The organism is Kitasatospora sp. NPDC059571, assembly GCF_042735675.1.
Lineage (GTDB): Bacteria > Actinomycetota > Actinomycetes > Streptomycetales > Streptomycetaceae > Kitasatospora.
The window spans coordinates 17,792-31,957 of sequence record NZ_JBHWBW010000030.1 but is presented as its reverse complement, the minus strand read 5'-3'; the positions used below and the strand labels follow the sequence as shown (position 1 = coordinate 31,957).

Below are 14,166 nucleotides of genomic sequence, written 5' to 3'. Positions count from 1 at the left end.
CCGCGCGCGCGGGGGGGGGGCGGCCGCGGGGCCGGCGGGGCCGCGGGGGGGGGGGGGGGCCGCGCGGCTCGGGGGGGGCGCCGGGCCGTCGGTCGTGGGGTACTCCGGTGGCCATGGGGACCTCCTGTCACCTCGTCAGGTAGAAAGCCCGGGCCGCCCGGTCGGGTGGGGGTGGGTGCCGGGGCTTCCACGTATCAGGACAACGCGGGCGGGGGCGGTCAGGCCACGGGCGCGGGTGCGGCAAGCCGTGGCATTTCATGGCGGAACCCGGCAACCGTGCCCGGTATGCCCGGAATTGATGCCATCGGTTCCGCTCACCCGCCGCACCCGACCGGTGACTCCCGGTACTGTCGTGCCAGCACCGCACAGGCACCCCGACGGCCCGTCGCGGCGCGCCCTTCCCGGCAGCACCACCTGCACGACCCCCGGAGCGCAGCCATGGCAGCCACTGGACCGGGCGGGCCCAGGCCCGCCCCGGACTCCCCCAACGCCGTCATGCGCGAGCTGCGCGGCGACCTCTCCGCCGGGGAGTTCGCCGTCACCGTCCGCCGGGCGGCCCGGGAGATCGGCGAGCACGTGTCCTGCGACGCGCGCTACGTCGGCCGGATCGAGTCAGGTGCGATCCGCTGCCCCAACTACGCCTACGAGCGGGTGTTCCGGCACATGTGGCCGGACCGGTCGCTGGTCGACCTCGGCTTCACGCCGCGGACGGCGGTCCGCCGCCGCGCGGGGGAGGCCGGGCCTCCTCCCGCGCCGGTGCCCGCCGTTCCGCACCATCGTGACGAGGAGAACGACGACGTGCGTCGCCGTACGTTCCTGACCGGCGGCTCGACCGCCCTGGCGGCAGCGCTCGGCCTGGACGGGCCGGCCGCGGCCGCGGACCGGCCCGGCGACCCGCAGCCGCTGCCCGCCGCACCTGCCCCGGCGGCCGTCCCGGCGCCCCGCAAGGTGGGGGCGGCGGAGGTGAGCGGGGTCGAGCAGGCCGTCCGCGACATCCGGCTGCTGGACGACGCGCACGGCGCGGACGCCCTGTTCGAACTGGCCGGGCAGTCGCTGCGCAGCGCGTACGTGCTGCTCAACGACGGGGAGTACAGCGCCGCGACGGAGCGCCGGCTGCAGGCGTGCGCCGGCGAACTGGCCATCTCGGTCGGCTGGCTGGCCCACGACAGCAACCGGCTGGCGGACGCCCGCTCGTTCTACTCCGAGGCGCTGGCCACCGCCCGGATGGCGGGCGACTCCGCGCTGGAGGCGCACGTCTTCTGCAACATCGCCTTCCTGGCCCGGGACGCCGGGCGGCCCCGCGAGGCGCTGCGCGCGGCGCAGGCCGGGCAGGCGGCCGCGAACGGCCTCGGCTCGGACCGGCTGCTGGCGCTGCTGGCACTGCGCGAGGCCGGCGGCTGGGCACTGCTCCAGGACCGCTCCGGCTGCGACCGGGCGCTGGCCCGGGCGTACGGGCTGTTCGACCGGGGGGTCTGCGCGGCGGACCCGGAGTGGATGTCGTTCTTCGGCGAGGCCGAGCTGGCCGGGCTGGAGGCGCAGTGCTGGTCCGCGCTGGGCGAGTGGGACCGGGCGAGCGAGCGGGCCGGCCGGGCGATAGCGCTGCAGGACCCGCACTTCGTGCGCAACCGGGTGCTGTACACCGCGGAGCTGGCGCACGACCGGCTGGGCCGCGGCGACCTGGCGGGTGCGGGCGGGCACGGCTCGGCGGCGGTCGCGCTGCTGGGCGACGTCCGGTCGGCCCGGATCCGGGGGATGCTCGCCGGTACCGCCCGGCAGTTGCGCGGGCACCGGGCGGTACCGGAGGTGGCCGGCTTCCTGGACGCATACGACGGCGCCCTCGCCGCGGCCTGAGCCGGGGCCCGGCCGGGGCGGCTCAGTCCAGGGCGTCCAGGTGGCTGAGGTCGTTCCAGATCTCCACGGCCGGCAGGCCGTACTCCCAGGAGAGCACCGAGAGCGCGGCGGTGCCGAGCTTGAACCGCTGGGCGTACTCGGGGGCCAGGCCCAGCCAGCGGGCGGTGAGGATCCGCAGCAAGTGGCCGTGGGCGAAGAGCACCACGTCGCAGTCGGCGGCGTGCATGGTGGTGGTCTCGGGGTGCGGGACGCCGTGGGTGCCGCGGAGCTCGTCGAGGAATCCGTCGACCCGGGCGGCGACGTCGGACAGCTTCTCGCCGCCGGGCACGCCGTCGCGCCAGATCAGCCAGCCGGGGTGGTCGGTGGCGCGGATGTCCGCCCCGGTGCGGCCCTCGTACTGGCCGTAGTCCCACTCCATCAGCTCGGGCCGGTCGACGGCCCGGTCGCCGAAGCCGGCGAGTTCGCAGGTCTCCCGGGCGCGGGAGAGCGGGCTGGTGTAGACGACGGCGTCGGCGAGGCCGTTCCAGGGCGCGCGGGCGAGCCGGGCGCCGAGGGCGCGCGCCATCGCACGCCCCTCGTCGGTGAGCGGGACGTCGGTGCGGCCGGTGTGCCGGCCGGTGGCCGACCATGCGGTCTCGCCGTGGCGGACGAGCACGATGCGGGCGGGCATGGGGGACTCCTCGCAGCAGGGTTCGCGGCGGCCTGGCTCGCCATTGAGGGCCGGGTTCTTATGATCTCGCACCCGGCCTCCGACGGCGTTCCCGGGCCGGTCCGCGGCGTCCGGGGCCGCCCCGGGGGCGGGTTCGGGGGCCGGGTGGGCAGTCCGTTCCGGAGGAGGCGCCCCCGATTGTCGGTGGCGGATGCAACACTGGGCCGCACCATGAACGTCTCGCACCTGGGGCAGTCAGAGTCGCTCGCGCAGCGGCTCTCCGAGCTGCGCGGCCGGGCGCCGCAGCGCAGTCTCGACGCCCGTGCCCTCGCCGCGCTCGCCGCCAATCCCGGCTGCCGCCGCCGCTCGCTGCTCGACGCCGCCGGCGTCGACAAGGCCGCACTGGCCCGGCAGCTCGGCCGCCCGGCCCCGTTCGGCCAGTCGCCCTTCGCGATCGCCCGCGGCAACGTCTTCGAGGCCCGGCTGAAGGACGACGGCTACGCCGCGCTGCTGGAGCCGCTCCGCCGCCACCTCGGCCTGCCCGCCGAGAGCGCGGCCCCGCTGGCCGTGCCCGACCTGCTGCGCCGCTCCTCCCCCGCGGTGCGCGCCGAGCGGACGGCCCAGGCGCTCGCCGAGGCCGCCGCCGACCCGGACGGCTGGCACCTGCTGGACCACCCGATGCTGCGCCTCACCGTGGCCGGCAGCCCGGCCTACCTGGAGCCGGACGCGGTGGTGGTGCACGGCGGCCGCAGCACGGTGGTCGAGATCAAGTCCTTCCCGGTGCTGGACGGCAGCGCCGACCCGGCCAAGGTCGGCGCCGCCGCCCGGCAGGCCGCGGTGTACGTGCTGGCCCTGCAGGAGACCGCCGCCGCGCTGGCCGGCGCGGCACCCGCCGCCGGCCCGTACGAAGCGCAGGAGCTGCCGGGCAGCCCGGCCACCACGGTGCTGCTGGTCTGCCCGAAGGACTTCTCCAACCGGCCGACGGCCGCCGCGGTGGACGTCCGCCGGGAGCTGGCCACCACCCGCCGCCAGCTGACCCGGATGACCGGGGTCGGGCAGCTGCTGGCGGCCCTCCCGGCCGGCACCACCTTCGACCTCGCGCCGGACGAGACGGGCGCGCCGACCCGGCCCGGCGAGGAGCTCGCCGAGGCCGTCGAGACCGTGCCGGCCGCCTACAGCCCGGACTGCCTCTCGGCGTGCGAGCTCGGCTTCCACTGCCGGTCCCGGGCCCGTTGCGACGACGTCGTCGACCAGCTCGGCCGCGGGGTCCGCGGCGAGCTCGGCTCGATCCGGACGGTCACCGCGGCGCTGGCCGCCGCGGAGGGCCGCGGCGCCGGTGCCGCCGGCGCGGGCGGGCCGGACGCGGCGGTCGACGAGGCCGCGGCCCGGCTGCGCCACGCGGCCGCGCTGCGCGCCGAGGCACTCGGGGGGTCCCGCTGATGGCCCCTCACCGCAGCCCGGCCGGGCGGGGGTCCGCCCAGTGAGCCTGCTGACCACACTGGCCCGGCTGGAGGCGGTGCGCAGCGGCCGGGCCGAGCCGCTCGCGACCGTGCGGCACCGGCACCTGTCGGAGCGTCCGATGGTCGTGGTGCCGCTGGCCGCCGCCGGTGAGTCCGGTGCGCCGCTGGCGGTGATGCTGGGCACCGACCGGTCCGCGCCGCGCACCCACATCGTGGCGCAGCCGCTGAACCGCACGATGCGCTTCGACTTCCTGGACCGCCTGGGCGCGGAGCTGCTGCCGTACCTGGAGTCGTTCGGCGCCGAGGTGGAGCAGATCGAGGGCTCGGAGCGGGATCCGGAGACCGGCGAGAAGACACCCGTGGTGCGGGAACTGTGCGCGGACGCCCCGCAGCTGATCGTGCCGAACTCCGGTGCGGTGCAGCTGCTGGCGCTGATCGGCCGCTCGACGCGGTTCCGCCGCACCGCGGAGGACGCGGATCCGGGCCCGTACCCGGCGCCGACCCGGGTGCCGCTGCTGGGGCGCTGGCTGACCCACCTCACCGACCGTGCGCAGGTGCCGGGCTCCAGCCTGCTGCTGCCGATGACCGGGCTGCTCGCCCGGCACTGGGCGACCGGCCAGAGCCACCTGGAGGACCAGCACCTGGCGGCCCGGCTGGCCTGGCACGGCCCGCCCGGCGGGACGGGCGGCGCGGCCGCGGCGGAGCTGGCCGAGACGGCCCGCGACGCGGACGGACAGCTGCTGCACCCGCCGGCCGGCCCGCTCACCGACCCCCGGTTCGACGAGGCGGTGCTGGCCCCGGCGATCACCCGGCACGACGCGGCGCTGGCCGTCGCGCGGTCCGCGGAGGGCGCCGCGGCCGAGGGGGCCGAGCTGCTGGTCAAGCAGGCCTTCGAGCGGCTGCACGGATCGCTGGAGCGGGTGCTGCTGCCGACCTGGGAGGACGTCTGGCGCGGGCTGGACCTGCTGCGCGAGCTGCCGCCGGGCGGCCACGTCGCGGACCGCTGGGAGGGCGACCGCTGGTCGTACACCGGCCACCGGGACCGGCTCGCGGCCGGCGAGCCGCCGCAGCCGCGGCAGGACGACGCGGTGACGGCGGCGCGCAAGCTGGCGCAGCGCGAGCGCGAGCAGGTCCGCCTGGACGTGCAGGAGGCACTGGACGATCCGCTGGCGATGGCGGCGCACCGGCTCTCCGGCGAGGCGTTCGCCGGAGAGGTGGCGGACGTGGTGCCGGAGTACGACACCTCGGGCCGCTCCGCCAAGCCGCGGCCGCTGCTGGTGGTGCGCACCCCGGACCACCCGCACGCCGACCCGGGCCGGGAGGTGCACCGGGTGTTCGAGCCGGCCGGCCCGGACGGGGTGTCGCGGGCCGCGCAGCGGGCGGTGGTGGTCGGGGCCGACGCCGCCGGGGGCACGGTGACCGTCCGGCTGGTGTCCGGGATGGGCCGCCGCAAGGAGCCGGAGCCGGGCAGTGTGCCGGAGGTCGGCGACCGGGTGGTGTTCACGCTGTTCGAGCTGGCGCCGCGTCAGTCGGCGCCGCTGCCCGAGCCGGAGGACACCCCGTGGACGCACGGTGGACCGCCGGGCGCCGACCGGACGTCACCCGGCGGCGGCGAAGAGTGGGAATGAGCAGCGGTATGACGGTGGAACAGGCGCCGGGCGCCGCGGCCGACGCGGCCGTGGCCGCGATCCTGGACGCTGCGGTGCGGCCCGGTCCGGGCGCGCCGCGCGGGGTGGTGGTCGACTCCCCGCCGGGGGCGGGCAAGTCGACGCTGGTGGTGCGCGCGGCCCGCGAGCTGGTGGCGTCGGGCGAGCGGCTGATGATCGTCGCCCAGACCAACAGCCAGGTGGACGACCTGGTTGACCGGCTGGCGGAGAAGGCCCCGGGGATCACGATCGGCCGGCTGCACGCGGGTGACACCCGGCCGGCGCCGGAGGCGCTGCGGCACGCCGGGGTGACGGCCTCGGAGAAGGTCGCCGACCTGCTGGAGCACGACGTGGTGGTCTCCACCGCGGCGAAGTGGCAGTGGGTGAGGACGGAGGCGCCGTGGCGGCACGCGATCGTGGACGAGGCGTACCAGATGCGATCGGACGCGCTGCTGGCGGTGGCCCGGCTGTTCGAGCGGGCGCTGTTCGTCGGCGACCCGGGTCAGCTGGACCCGTTCACCGTGGTGGGTACCGACCAGTGGGCCGGGCTGTCGTACGACCCGTCGAGCAGCGCGGTGGTGACGCTGCTGGCGCACAATCCGGCGATCCGCCCGCACCGGCTGCCGGTCTCCTGGCGGCTGCCGGCCTCCGCGGCGCCGCTGATCTCGTCGGCGTTCTACCCGTACACGCCGTTCCGGTCCGGGACGGGGCCGGGTGAGCGGCGGCTGACCGCGGCGGCCCGGGCGGACGGCTCGGCGGTGGACGCGGCGATCGACGAGGCGGTGGAGCACGGCTGGGCGCTGCTGGAGCTGCCCGCGCGGCACACCGTGCGCACGGATCCGCAGGCGGTGGCGGCGGTCGCGGCGACCGTCCGCCGGCTGCTGGACCGCGGTCTGACCGCGCACTCCGAGCAGGGGTCGGCGCCGGTCGCACCGGGGCGGATCGCGGTCGGAACGGCGCACCGCGACCAGGCGGCGGCGGTCCGGCAGGCGCTGGCCGGGCTGGGCGTGCCGGTGGATCCGGCGGCGGGGCCCGCGGTGACGGTCGACACGGCCAACCGGCTGCAGGGCAGGGAGTACGACGTGACGGTGGTGCTGCACCCGCTGTCGGGGCGGCCGGACGCGACGGCGTTCCACCTGGAGACGGGCCGGCTCTGCGTGCTGGCCTCGCGGCACCGGCACGCGTGCATCGTGGTGGCCCGGGCGGGGATCGCGGAGCTGCTGGACGAGCACCCGTCGACGGAGCCGGTGCAGCTCGGGGTGGCGGTGAAGTTCCCCGACGGCTGGGAGGCGAACCACGCGGTGCTGGCGCACCTGGCGGAGCACCGCGTGCCGCTGGAGTGAGCGCGGGCGGCCGGGGCGCGCGGCGGCCGGTTCACGACCCGTGGCGGGAATAGCAACGTCATGCGCACCGTTCCGCTACCCGGCCGTGCCGCGCGACAATGGACGACGGCCGGCCCACCGCCCCCAACCCTCCGGAGGTGTCCTTCCATGCCCGATACCCACGGTCAGGCGTCCGACCAGAGCGGTAGCCCCGCGCCGGCCGCCCCGGGCCCGGGCACCCCGCCGCGCCGTCTGCGGCCGGCGCAGCTGCTGTTCGAGCCGCAGGCCGCCGAGCCCGAGCCCGAGCACTTCTTCGACCTCGACTCGATCGAGGACCCGGCGGAACTCCTCCGCCGGTCGACCGAGTTGACCCTGGCGTTCCGCGCGGCCGCGGAGCGGGCCACGGACTTCCAGGCCATCGCCGCGGCGCAGCTCGCGGACACCCGGCGGTTCGACGCGCTGTCGGCCGCCGAGATCGCCGTCCGCGCGGACTGGACGCCGGACTACGCGGCCCGGATGGTCGAGTACGGCCGCACCCTGCAGCGGCAGCGCAGCGCGGAGCACTGAGACCCCCCGATCGGCGGGCCCGCACCGGGCCACTGGCATATGCGGCCGGTAAGGGTACGCCGCGCGGTGCCGCGGTGTCCGCCGAACCGGGTTTTCGGTCCGCGCCGGCCGCCGGCAACGCCACGCTGCTGGGGTGGACATCTGGACGTATCAATCCGTGGAGTACGTCACCGTGGCCGGTGAGGCCTGGCTGGCCTCGGCCAGCGAGTACCCCCGCTCCATGCGTGCGCTGTGGGAGTCGCGGCCGTGGGCGCCCCCGGTGCTGCCGTGCGGGCGGGCCTTCGACGTGATCAGCATGCCCGCACTCTTCGGCCGCCGGGTACTGGACGAGCTGTGGGCCTCCGGGCCGGGCTGCGGCCCGGTCGCCGCGTACCGGGGCCGGACGCTGCTGTTCGTCCAGCCCGGTGCCGCGCCGCGGCTGCGCTCGCTGCTGGCCTGGGAGGAGTGGGCGCGGGACGTGCCGCCGCTGCTCTGCCACGGCCAGGGCGACGCGGTGACCGTGCCGCCCGTCCAGCGGATGGTGAACGCCCCGGACTCGCCGAGCCTCGGCGGCGGCCGCTGGATCGTCGCCCCGGACTCCCGGGAGCCCTGGCTGCCCGGCGCCGCCGTGGTGCTCTGGGCCTGCGTGCGGGCCGCCCGGAGCACCTCGGGCCCGGCCGGCCGGGACACCGCGGACCCGGCGGACGGGCCGCTGCGCCCCGTTCCCACGGCCTGAGCACGGGGCGCGTTATTCGATTTTGGCTCCGCCGTGCGCCGCTGCTAGAGTCTTCCACGTCAGCAGGCGCCGCTAGCTCAGTTGGTTAGAGCAGCTGACTCTTAATCAGCGGGTCCGGGGTTCGAGTCCCTGGCGGCGCACAGACGGTCGAAGGCCCCTCGCGGAAGCGGGGGGCCTTCGGCGTTCCCGCCCCCGCCCGCGCCGTACGGGCGGGGCCGATGGCTCAGCGGCGCAGCAGCCGGTGCAGCGAGTCCTTCACGGCGGCGGTGAAGCCGTCCCGCTCCGCCGGGTCGAGCAGGTCCAGCGACAGGTACGGGTTGAGGTCCTCCAGCTCGACCAGGAGCAGGTCGCCCTCGGGTGTGCGGCAGGCATCGACCCGCTGGATGCCGTGGTCGATGGTGTTCCAGTCGACGAACAGCTGGGCGAAGGCGAGGTCCTCGGCGCTCGGCCGGTAGGGCCGGAGTTCCCAGCGGCGGTCCGGCTCGGGCGCGTACAGCGCGTACCGGAACTCGCGGTCCACGAAGTAGAAGGACACCTCGTACGCGAAGTCGATCCGGGGCTGGACCAGGCGGCCGCCGACGGCGCTCGCCTCGGCGAGGTGTTCGGGGTCGACGAACTCCAGGCCGATCGAGTCGGCGCCGAGCAGCGGCTTGACCACGTACTGGGGTGCCTCCGGGAGCCGGTGGAGGTCGGCCGGGCCGCCCGCCGTCGGGATGACGGGCCGGCCGGAGGCGGACAGATCGAGCAGGTACTGCTTTCCGGCCATGTCCGCACGGCCGGTCAGCTCGTTGAACACCGGGGTGCCGCGCCGCAGCGCCTCGGCCCGGAAGTGGTCGTACTGCTCCTGGTAGTGCAGCACCGGGCCGCTGTTGCGGACCACGACGCCGTCGAAGGAGTCCAGCAGGCCGGCCGCATCCAGCGGGTGGCACAGGGCGACGGTGAAGTCGGTGCGCAGTGCCGCGGACAGGTGGACGTCCTCGTCGCCGTAGCGCCGGCCGCGGGCCGGATAGGTGAGGTCGGTCACGTACAGGACGGTCGGGCGGGCCATGGTGCTCCTCGTGCTGCGGTCCGGGCACCCTACCCGCGGTGCGGCGGCGGGCGTAAGCGCACGCGGGCGGCCGCGGACCGTCCGGCGACCGGCTGCCCGCGGACACCGCGGGCATAAAGGAGCGGTAGGGAAAAATGGGACATAGGTCCCTAACGTCTGACAAGTCGATCAGGCAGGCTGGGACGGTCCATGCCGTCGCACGCGTGAGCAACCGTTACGGGGCTCGCAGGAAGGGTCTTCCGGTGCCCCGTCCCCCGCAGCAGCCCGGCCCCAACGCGCCCGTGCCGCCCGCCCGTCCGGCGGCGCGGCGGCGGAGGGGGTGGCGGCGGCTGCTGCCGACCTGGCGGATGGCACTGTTCGGCTCGATCGCCGCGGTGGTGCTCGCCGCCGGGCTCTTCGCGGTCGGACTGACGATGGTCAAGGTGCCCGACGCACACGCCGCCGCGATCGCCCAGAGCAACACCTGGCGGTACCAGGACGGCTCGCTGATCGCCCGGACCGGCCAGACCAACCGCCAGAACGTCCCGCTGGACAAGATCTCCCCGGCCGCGCAGCACGCCGCGCTGGCCGCCGAGGACCGGAACTTCTACCACGAGGGCGCGGTCAACCTGCAGGGCCTGGCCCGCGCCGCGTTCAACACCGCCACCGGGAAGAGCACCCAGGGCGGCTCCACCATCACCCAGCAGTACGTCAAGAACACCTACCTCAGCCAGAAGCAGTCCGTCACCCGCAAGGTGAAGGAGCTGTTCATCGCGATCAAGGTCGACGCGACGGAGAGCAAGGACGACGTCCTCACCGGGTACCTGAACACCTCGTACTACGGCCGCGGCGCCTACGGCATCCAGGCCGCCGCGCAGGCGTACTTCGGCGTCGACGCCGACAAGCTGAACGCCGCCCAGGGCGCCTACCTCGCCGCCCTGCTGAACGCGCCGAGCGCGTACGACGTCTCCACCGCGACGCCGCAGGGCAAGCAGCGGGCCATAAGCCGGTGGAACTACGTGCTCGACGGCATGGTCGAGCAGAACTGGCTGACGCCGGCCGAGCGCGCCTCGACCGCCTTCCCCGAGGTCGTCCAGCCGAAGAACGCCCCCGGCCTCTCCGGGCAGGCCGGCTACCTGGTCTCCGCGGCCACCGACTACCTCACCTCGCAGCACATCCTCAGCGACGCGCAGCTCGCCCAGGGCGGGTACACGATCACCCTGAGCGTCGACCCGACGCGGCAGCGGCAGCTGCAGGACGCCGTCCGCACCCAGCTGACCGACAACCTCGATCCGGCGAAGCGCGCGAAGGACGCCGACGCCCAGGCGGGCGCGGTCTCCGTCGACCCGAGGACGGGCGCCGTGGTCGCCCTGTACGGCGGCAGCGACGCCACCAAGCACTGGATCGACAACGCGACCCGCCAGGACTACCAGGCCGGCTCGACGTTCAAGGCGATCGCCCTGGCCGCGGCGCTGGACAGCCACGCCACCACCCAGTCCGGGCGCCGGATCACCGCCGACACCGTGTACGACGGCACCAGCGGCCGCCCCGTCCGCGGCGGCACCGGCGTCCCGTACGCGCCCCCGAACGAGGGCGGCCGGGACTACGGGCAGATCACCCTGCAGCAGGCCACCGACTGGTCGGTCAACTCGGTCTACGCCCAGCTCGCCCAGGACACCGGCCTGGAGACGGTCCGCAGGACCGCGGTCGCGCTCGGCCTGCCCGCGGACACCCCCGGCCTGTCCGCCGTGCCGTCCATCCCGCTCGGCGCGGCGACGCCCAGCGTGCTGCAGATGGCCGGGGTGTACGCGGCGCTCGACAACGACGGCAAGCAGATCACCCCGTGGCTGGTGAAGTCGGTCGAGGTCGAGGGTGAGCAGGTGCCGCTGCCCGGGCACACCGCCACCCAGGCCGTCAGCACCGAGGCGGCCCGGGCCGCCACCGCCGTCCTCCAGGGCGTCATCTCGGATCCGGGAGGCACCGGCTACCGCGCCCAGGCCCTGAACCGGCCGGCCGCCGGCAAGACGGGCACGACCGACGACTCCCGCTCGGTCTGGTTCGTCGGCTACACCCCGGAGCTGGTCACCTCGGTCGGCCTGTTCGGCCAGAACCCCGCCACCGGCGCCCAGGTCACCCTGGACGGCGTCGGCGGCACGGGCTCGGCGGCCGGCGGCCGCTACCCCACGCAGATCTGGACGGCCTACATGAAGGCGGCCCTGGCCGGTAAGCCCGCCACCGCCTTCACCCCGCCGAAGCAGCAGCGGACGCAGCCGGCCGACCCGGCGCCGACCGACACCCCGTCGAGCACTCCGTCCGACGAACCGTCGACGGCGCCCAGCACCGCGCCCACCGACGGCGGGAACGCCTCCCAGCCGGCCCGGCCGTGGGCCACCTCCGGCGCCACCGCGGGGACGGGCGGCGGACGGCCCGGCACCGGCGCGGCCGGCGGCACGGGCACCGGCGGCTCCGGCTACGGCGGCTCGACCGGCGGCGGGCTGCTCGGCGGCACCGGCACCGGCAGCACGGGCGGATCCGGCACCGGGACCGGGAGCGGCGGCACGGGAGGCTCCGGCGGCAGCGGGTCCGGTACGACGGGCGGCGCGACCAGGGCACCCGCGACGGGCTGACCTCGGACGGGGGCGAGGCGGGCGGGGTGGGGCCCGGGGCCGCCGGGGATGTCCCGAGGCCGTCCGGCGGTCGTCCGGCGGCACTCGGATGTGAGGACCATAGGGCGAGATGGCGCCTTACCAAGTCCGTCCGCGAACTGGCACAATGCGTCGGTGCGAAGAAGCTCCACCCCCTCCCCCGCCCGCGCCGCCGGCTCCCTCGGCCTTGCGCTGGCACTGGTCTCCGCGTTCGCCTTCGGCGGCTCCGGCACCGCCGCCAAACCACTGATCGAGGCCGGGCTGTCCCCGGTCCACGTGGTGTGGCTGCGGGTGACCGGCGCCGCCGTGGTGCTGCTCCCGCTGGCCTACCGGCACCGCAGCGCCCTGCGGCAGCGCCCCGGCCTGCTGCTCGGCTTCGGATTGCTCGCCGTGGCCGGCGTCCAGGCGTGCTACTTCGCCGCGATCTCGCGGATCCCGGTCGGCGTCGCGCTGCTGATCGAGTACCTCGGACCGCCGCTGCTGCTCGGCTACGTCAAGTTCGTCCAGCGGCGGCCCGTCTCCCGTGGCGCCGCGATCGGCGCGGGAGTCGCCGTCACCGGTCTGGCCTGCGTGGTCGAGGTCTGGAACGGCCTGAGCTTCGACGCCCTCGGCGTCGTGTTCGCGCTCGGCGCCGCGGTCTGCCAGGTCGGCTACTTCGTCCTCGCCGACGCCGGCAAGCGCGGCGACCGGCCGGTCGACCCGATCGCGGTCAGCGCCTACGGCCTGCTGATCGGCGCCGTGGTCCTCACCGCGTTCACCCGTCCCTGGGAGGCCGACTGGAGCCTCCTCGGCGGCTCGGTGACCATGAACGGCCACAGCCTCCCGGCGCTGCTCCCGGCCGCCTGGATGGTGCTGATCGCCACCGTGCTCGCCTATCTGACGGGCGTGATCGCGGTGCAGCACCTCTCACCCCCGGTGGCCGGCGTGGTCGCCAACCTGGAGGCGGTCGTCGCCACCGTCCTCGCCTGGGTCCTCCTCGGCGAACACCTCGGGACGCCCCAGCTGCTCGGCGGCTTCCTCGTGCTGGCGGGCGCCTTCGCCGCTCAGACCAGCAGGCCCGCAGGCACTGCCGAGACGGCGCCCGAGAGGGCCTCCGAGACGGCCTCCGAGACGCCGGCGGTCCCTGCTGTCCCTGCCGACCCCGGCGCCCTTCGGTCCGGCACCGCGGGCGAGGACGCCCCGGCAACGCTGACCCCGCGGCCCTGACGGCGGCCCGGCGGTTCTGACCCCGCCCGGTGCCGGGCGGGGTGCCGGCGCCCTCCGGTCAGCGGCCCGACCAGCCGAACCAGCCGACGTGGCCGAGCGGCCAGACCACCGCCGCGGTCGGGCCGACCACGTCCGCGACCGGTACGGCACCGCCGCCCGGACGGCTGCGGTGGTAGCGGGAGTCCGCCGAGTCGCTGCGGTGGTCACCCTCCACCCAGATGTAGCCCGCCGGCACCACCACCGGCCCGAAGTCCAGCCCGGCACAGGAGTCGTCGCCCTCGTGCAAGTACGGCTCGGCGACCGGATGCCCGTCCACCGCCAGGGTCGTCCCGCTGCACCGCACGGTCTGGCCGCCGGTCGCGATGACCCGCTTGACCAGGTACCCGGCGCCCTGCGGCGGCGCCAGGCCGACAAAACTCAGCAGGCTGTCCACCGCCCCCGGCAGCGCCCCGGCCGAACCCGCCTCCGGCGGCAGCCAGCCCCCCGGGTCCTTGAAGACGACCGGCTCGCCCGGCTGCGGCTGCCATCCGCTGAGGACGGCCAGCTTGTTCACCGCGACCCGGTCGTGGATCCGCAGGGTGTTCTCCATCGACCCGGAGGGGATGGTGAACACCTGGAACAGGCAGGTCTTGATCACCAGGGCCGCGACGAGCCCGACGGCCGCCATGACGGGGAGTTCGACCCACCACGGCCAGCGGCGCCGTGCGCGCCCGGCCCGACGCCGGCCTCCGCGGCGAGCGTCCCCCGGGGTCGCCCCGCCCTCGGAACCGGCCTCCGGCCCGGTTGCGGCCCCGTACCCGGTCACGGCCTCGGGGCGGGAGCCGGGATCCGTCTCCCGGAGCCCTCGGTGACTGGTCATGCTCAGTGCCGCCTCTCCGTGTCCCGCCGGTCGGCGTACCCCACCACGGGCGCGGCGGAGCCGGTCAGCGGTCGGAGACTGCCTGGCCGGGGGGGAGAACAGCACGCTAGCGCGAGCAGAGGTTGCCGCGAAATCGCATCATCCGACCCGGGAGCCGTATCCGACCCGGGGCCGTACGGAACGCGGGCCGCTCCGGCTCAGGCTCGGGCGATCGCCTCG

Annotated in this window: 11 protein-coding genes and 1 tRNA gene; 9 read left to right on the top strand and 3 right to left on the bottom strand. The window is 76.0% G+C overall.

From position 1 onward, the window contains the following. The first annotated feature begins 438 nt into the window (after positions 1-438). Positions 439-1,851, top strand: a complete 1,413-nt coding sequence (locus ACFV0G_RS06305; RefSeq protein ID WP_380542463.1) for a tetratricopeptide repeat protein — start codon at positions 439-441, stop codon at positions 1,849-1,851. 22 nt (positions 1,852-1,873) lie between these two features. On the opposite strand, the gene ACFV0G_RS06300 is transcribed toward ACFV0G_RS06305, so the two are convergent. Further along, entirely contained in the window at positions 1,874-2,521 is a 648-nt protein-coding gene (locus ACFV0G_RS06300) for a histidine phosphatase family protein (RefSeq protein ID WP_380542460.1), read from the bottom strand. 210 nt (positions 2,522-2,731) lie between these two features. On the opposite strand from ACFV0G_RS06300, the gene ACFV0G_RS06295 reads away from it, so the two are divergent. The 6 genes from ACFV0G_RS06295 to ACFV0G_RS06270 all read left to right on the top strand — a co-directional run bounded on the left by ACFV0G_RS06295 (position 2,732) and on the right by ACFV0G_RS06270 (position 8,350). Continuing rightward, positions 2,732-3,940: a hypothetical protein gene (locus ACFV0G_RS06295; protein ID WP_380542457.1), complete on the top strand. Its 1,209-nt coding sequence runs from the start codon at positions 2,732-2,734 to the stop codon at positions 3,938-3,940. Between the two features lie 40 nt (positions 3,941-3,980). Continuing rightward, a complete protein-coding gene (locus ACFV0G_RS06290; RefSeq protein WP_380542454.1) occupies positions 3,981-5,588 on the top strand; it encodes a hypothetical protein in 1,608 nt (535 codons plus the stop codon). A gap of 8 nt (positions 5,589-5,596) precedes the next feature. Next, on the top strand, positions 5,597-6,949 hold the full coding sequence (locus ACFV0G_RS06285; protein WP_380542451.1) for an AAA family ATPase: 1,353 nt from the start codon (positions 5,597-5,599) through the stop codon (positions 6,947-6,949). A gap of 147 nt (positions 6,950-7,096) precedes the next feature. Next, on the top strand, positions 7,097-7,495 hold the full coding sequence (locus ACFV0G_RS06280; RefSeq protein ID WP_380542448.1) for a hypothetical protein: 399 nt from the start codon (positions 7,097-7,099) through the stop codon (positions 7,493-7,495). 133 nt (positions 7,496-7,628) lie between these two features. Continuing rightward, complete coding sequence (locus tag ACFV0G_RS06275) at positions 7,629-8,210, top strand: bifunctional DNA primase/polymerase (protein ID WP_380542445.1); 582 nt, start codon at positions 7,629-7,631, stop codon at positions 8,208-8,210. A 66-nt stretch (positions 8,211-8,276) separates the two neighbouring features. Continuing rightward, a tRNA-Lys gene (locus tag ACFV0G_RS06270) sits at positions 8,277-8,350 on the top strand. An 83-nt stretch (positions 8,351-8,433) separates the two neighbouring features. On the opposite strand, the gene ACFV0G_RS06265 is transcribed toward ACFV0G_RS06270, so the two are convergent. Next, on the bottom strand, positions 8,434-9,258 hold the full coding sequence (locus ACFV0G_RS06265) for a hypothetical protein (RefSeq protein ID WP_380542442.1): 825 nt from the start codon (positions 9,256-9,258) through the stop codon (positions 8,434-8,436). Between the two features lie 242 nt (positions 9,259-9,500). Between ACFV0G_RS06265 and ACFV0G_RS06260 the strand changes: the two genes are divergently transcribed. Continuing rightward, positions 9,501-11,864, top strand: a complete 2,364-nt coding sequence (locus ACFV0G_RS06260; RefSeq protein ID WP_380542439.1) for a transglycosylase domain-containing protein — start codon at positions 9,501-9,503, stop codon at positions 11,862-11,864. 153 nt (positions 11,865-12,017) lie between these two features. After that, positions 12,018-13,088 carry a DMT family transporter gene (locus ACFV0G_RS06255; RefSeq protein ID WP_380542436.1) on the top strand — a complete coding sequence of 357 codons (1,071 nt, stop codon included), beginning with the start codon at positions 12,018-12,020 and terminating at the stop codon, positions 13,086-13,088. A gap of 58 nt (positions 13,089-13,146) precedes the next feature. Here ACFV0G_RS06255 and lepB read toward each other — a convergent pair whose 3' ends face one another. Then, positions 13,147-13,755 carry a signal peptidase I gene (gene lepB / locus ACFV0G_RS06250; RefSeq protein WP_380542433.1) on the bottom strand — a complete coding sequence of 203 codons (609 nt, stop codon included), beginning with the start codon at positions 13,753-13,755 and terminating at the stop codon, positions 13,147-13,149. Positions 13,756-14,166: the final 411 nt, after the last annotated feature.

Coding starts and splice junctions, on each gene's coding strand:
- ACFV0G_RS06305 (WP_380542463.1), top strand. CDS start 439: ATGGCAGCCACTGGACCGGGCGGGCCCAGGCCCGCCCCGGACTCCCCC.
- ACFV0G_RS06300 (WP_380542460.1), bottom strand. CDS start 2,521: ATGCCCGCCCGCATCGTGCTCGTCCGCCACGGCGAGACCGCATGGTCG.
- ACFV0G_RS06295 (WP_380542457.1), top strand. CDS start 2,732: ATGAACGTCTCGCACCTGGGGCAGTCAGAGTCGCTCGCGCAGCGGCTC.
- ACFV0G_RS06285 (WP_380542451.1), top strand. CDS start 5,597: ATGACGGTGGAACAGGCGCCGGGCGCCGCGGCCGACGCGGCCGTGGCC.
- ACFV0G_RS06280 (WP_380542448.1), top strand. CDS start 7,097: ATGCCCGATACCCACGGTCAGGCGTCCGACCAGAGCGGTAGCCCCGCG.
- ACFV0G_RS06265 (WP_380542442.1), bottom strand. CDS start 9,258: ATGGCCCGCCCGACCGTCCTGTACGTGACCGACCTCACCTATCCGGCC.
- lepB (WP_380542433.1), bottom strand. CDS start 13,755: ATGGCGGCCGTCGGGCTCGTCGCGGCCCTGGTGATCAAGACCTGCCTG.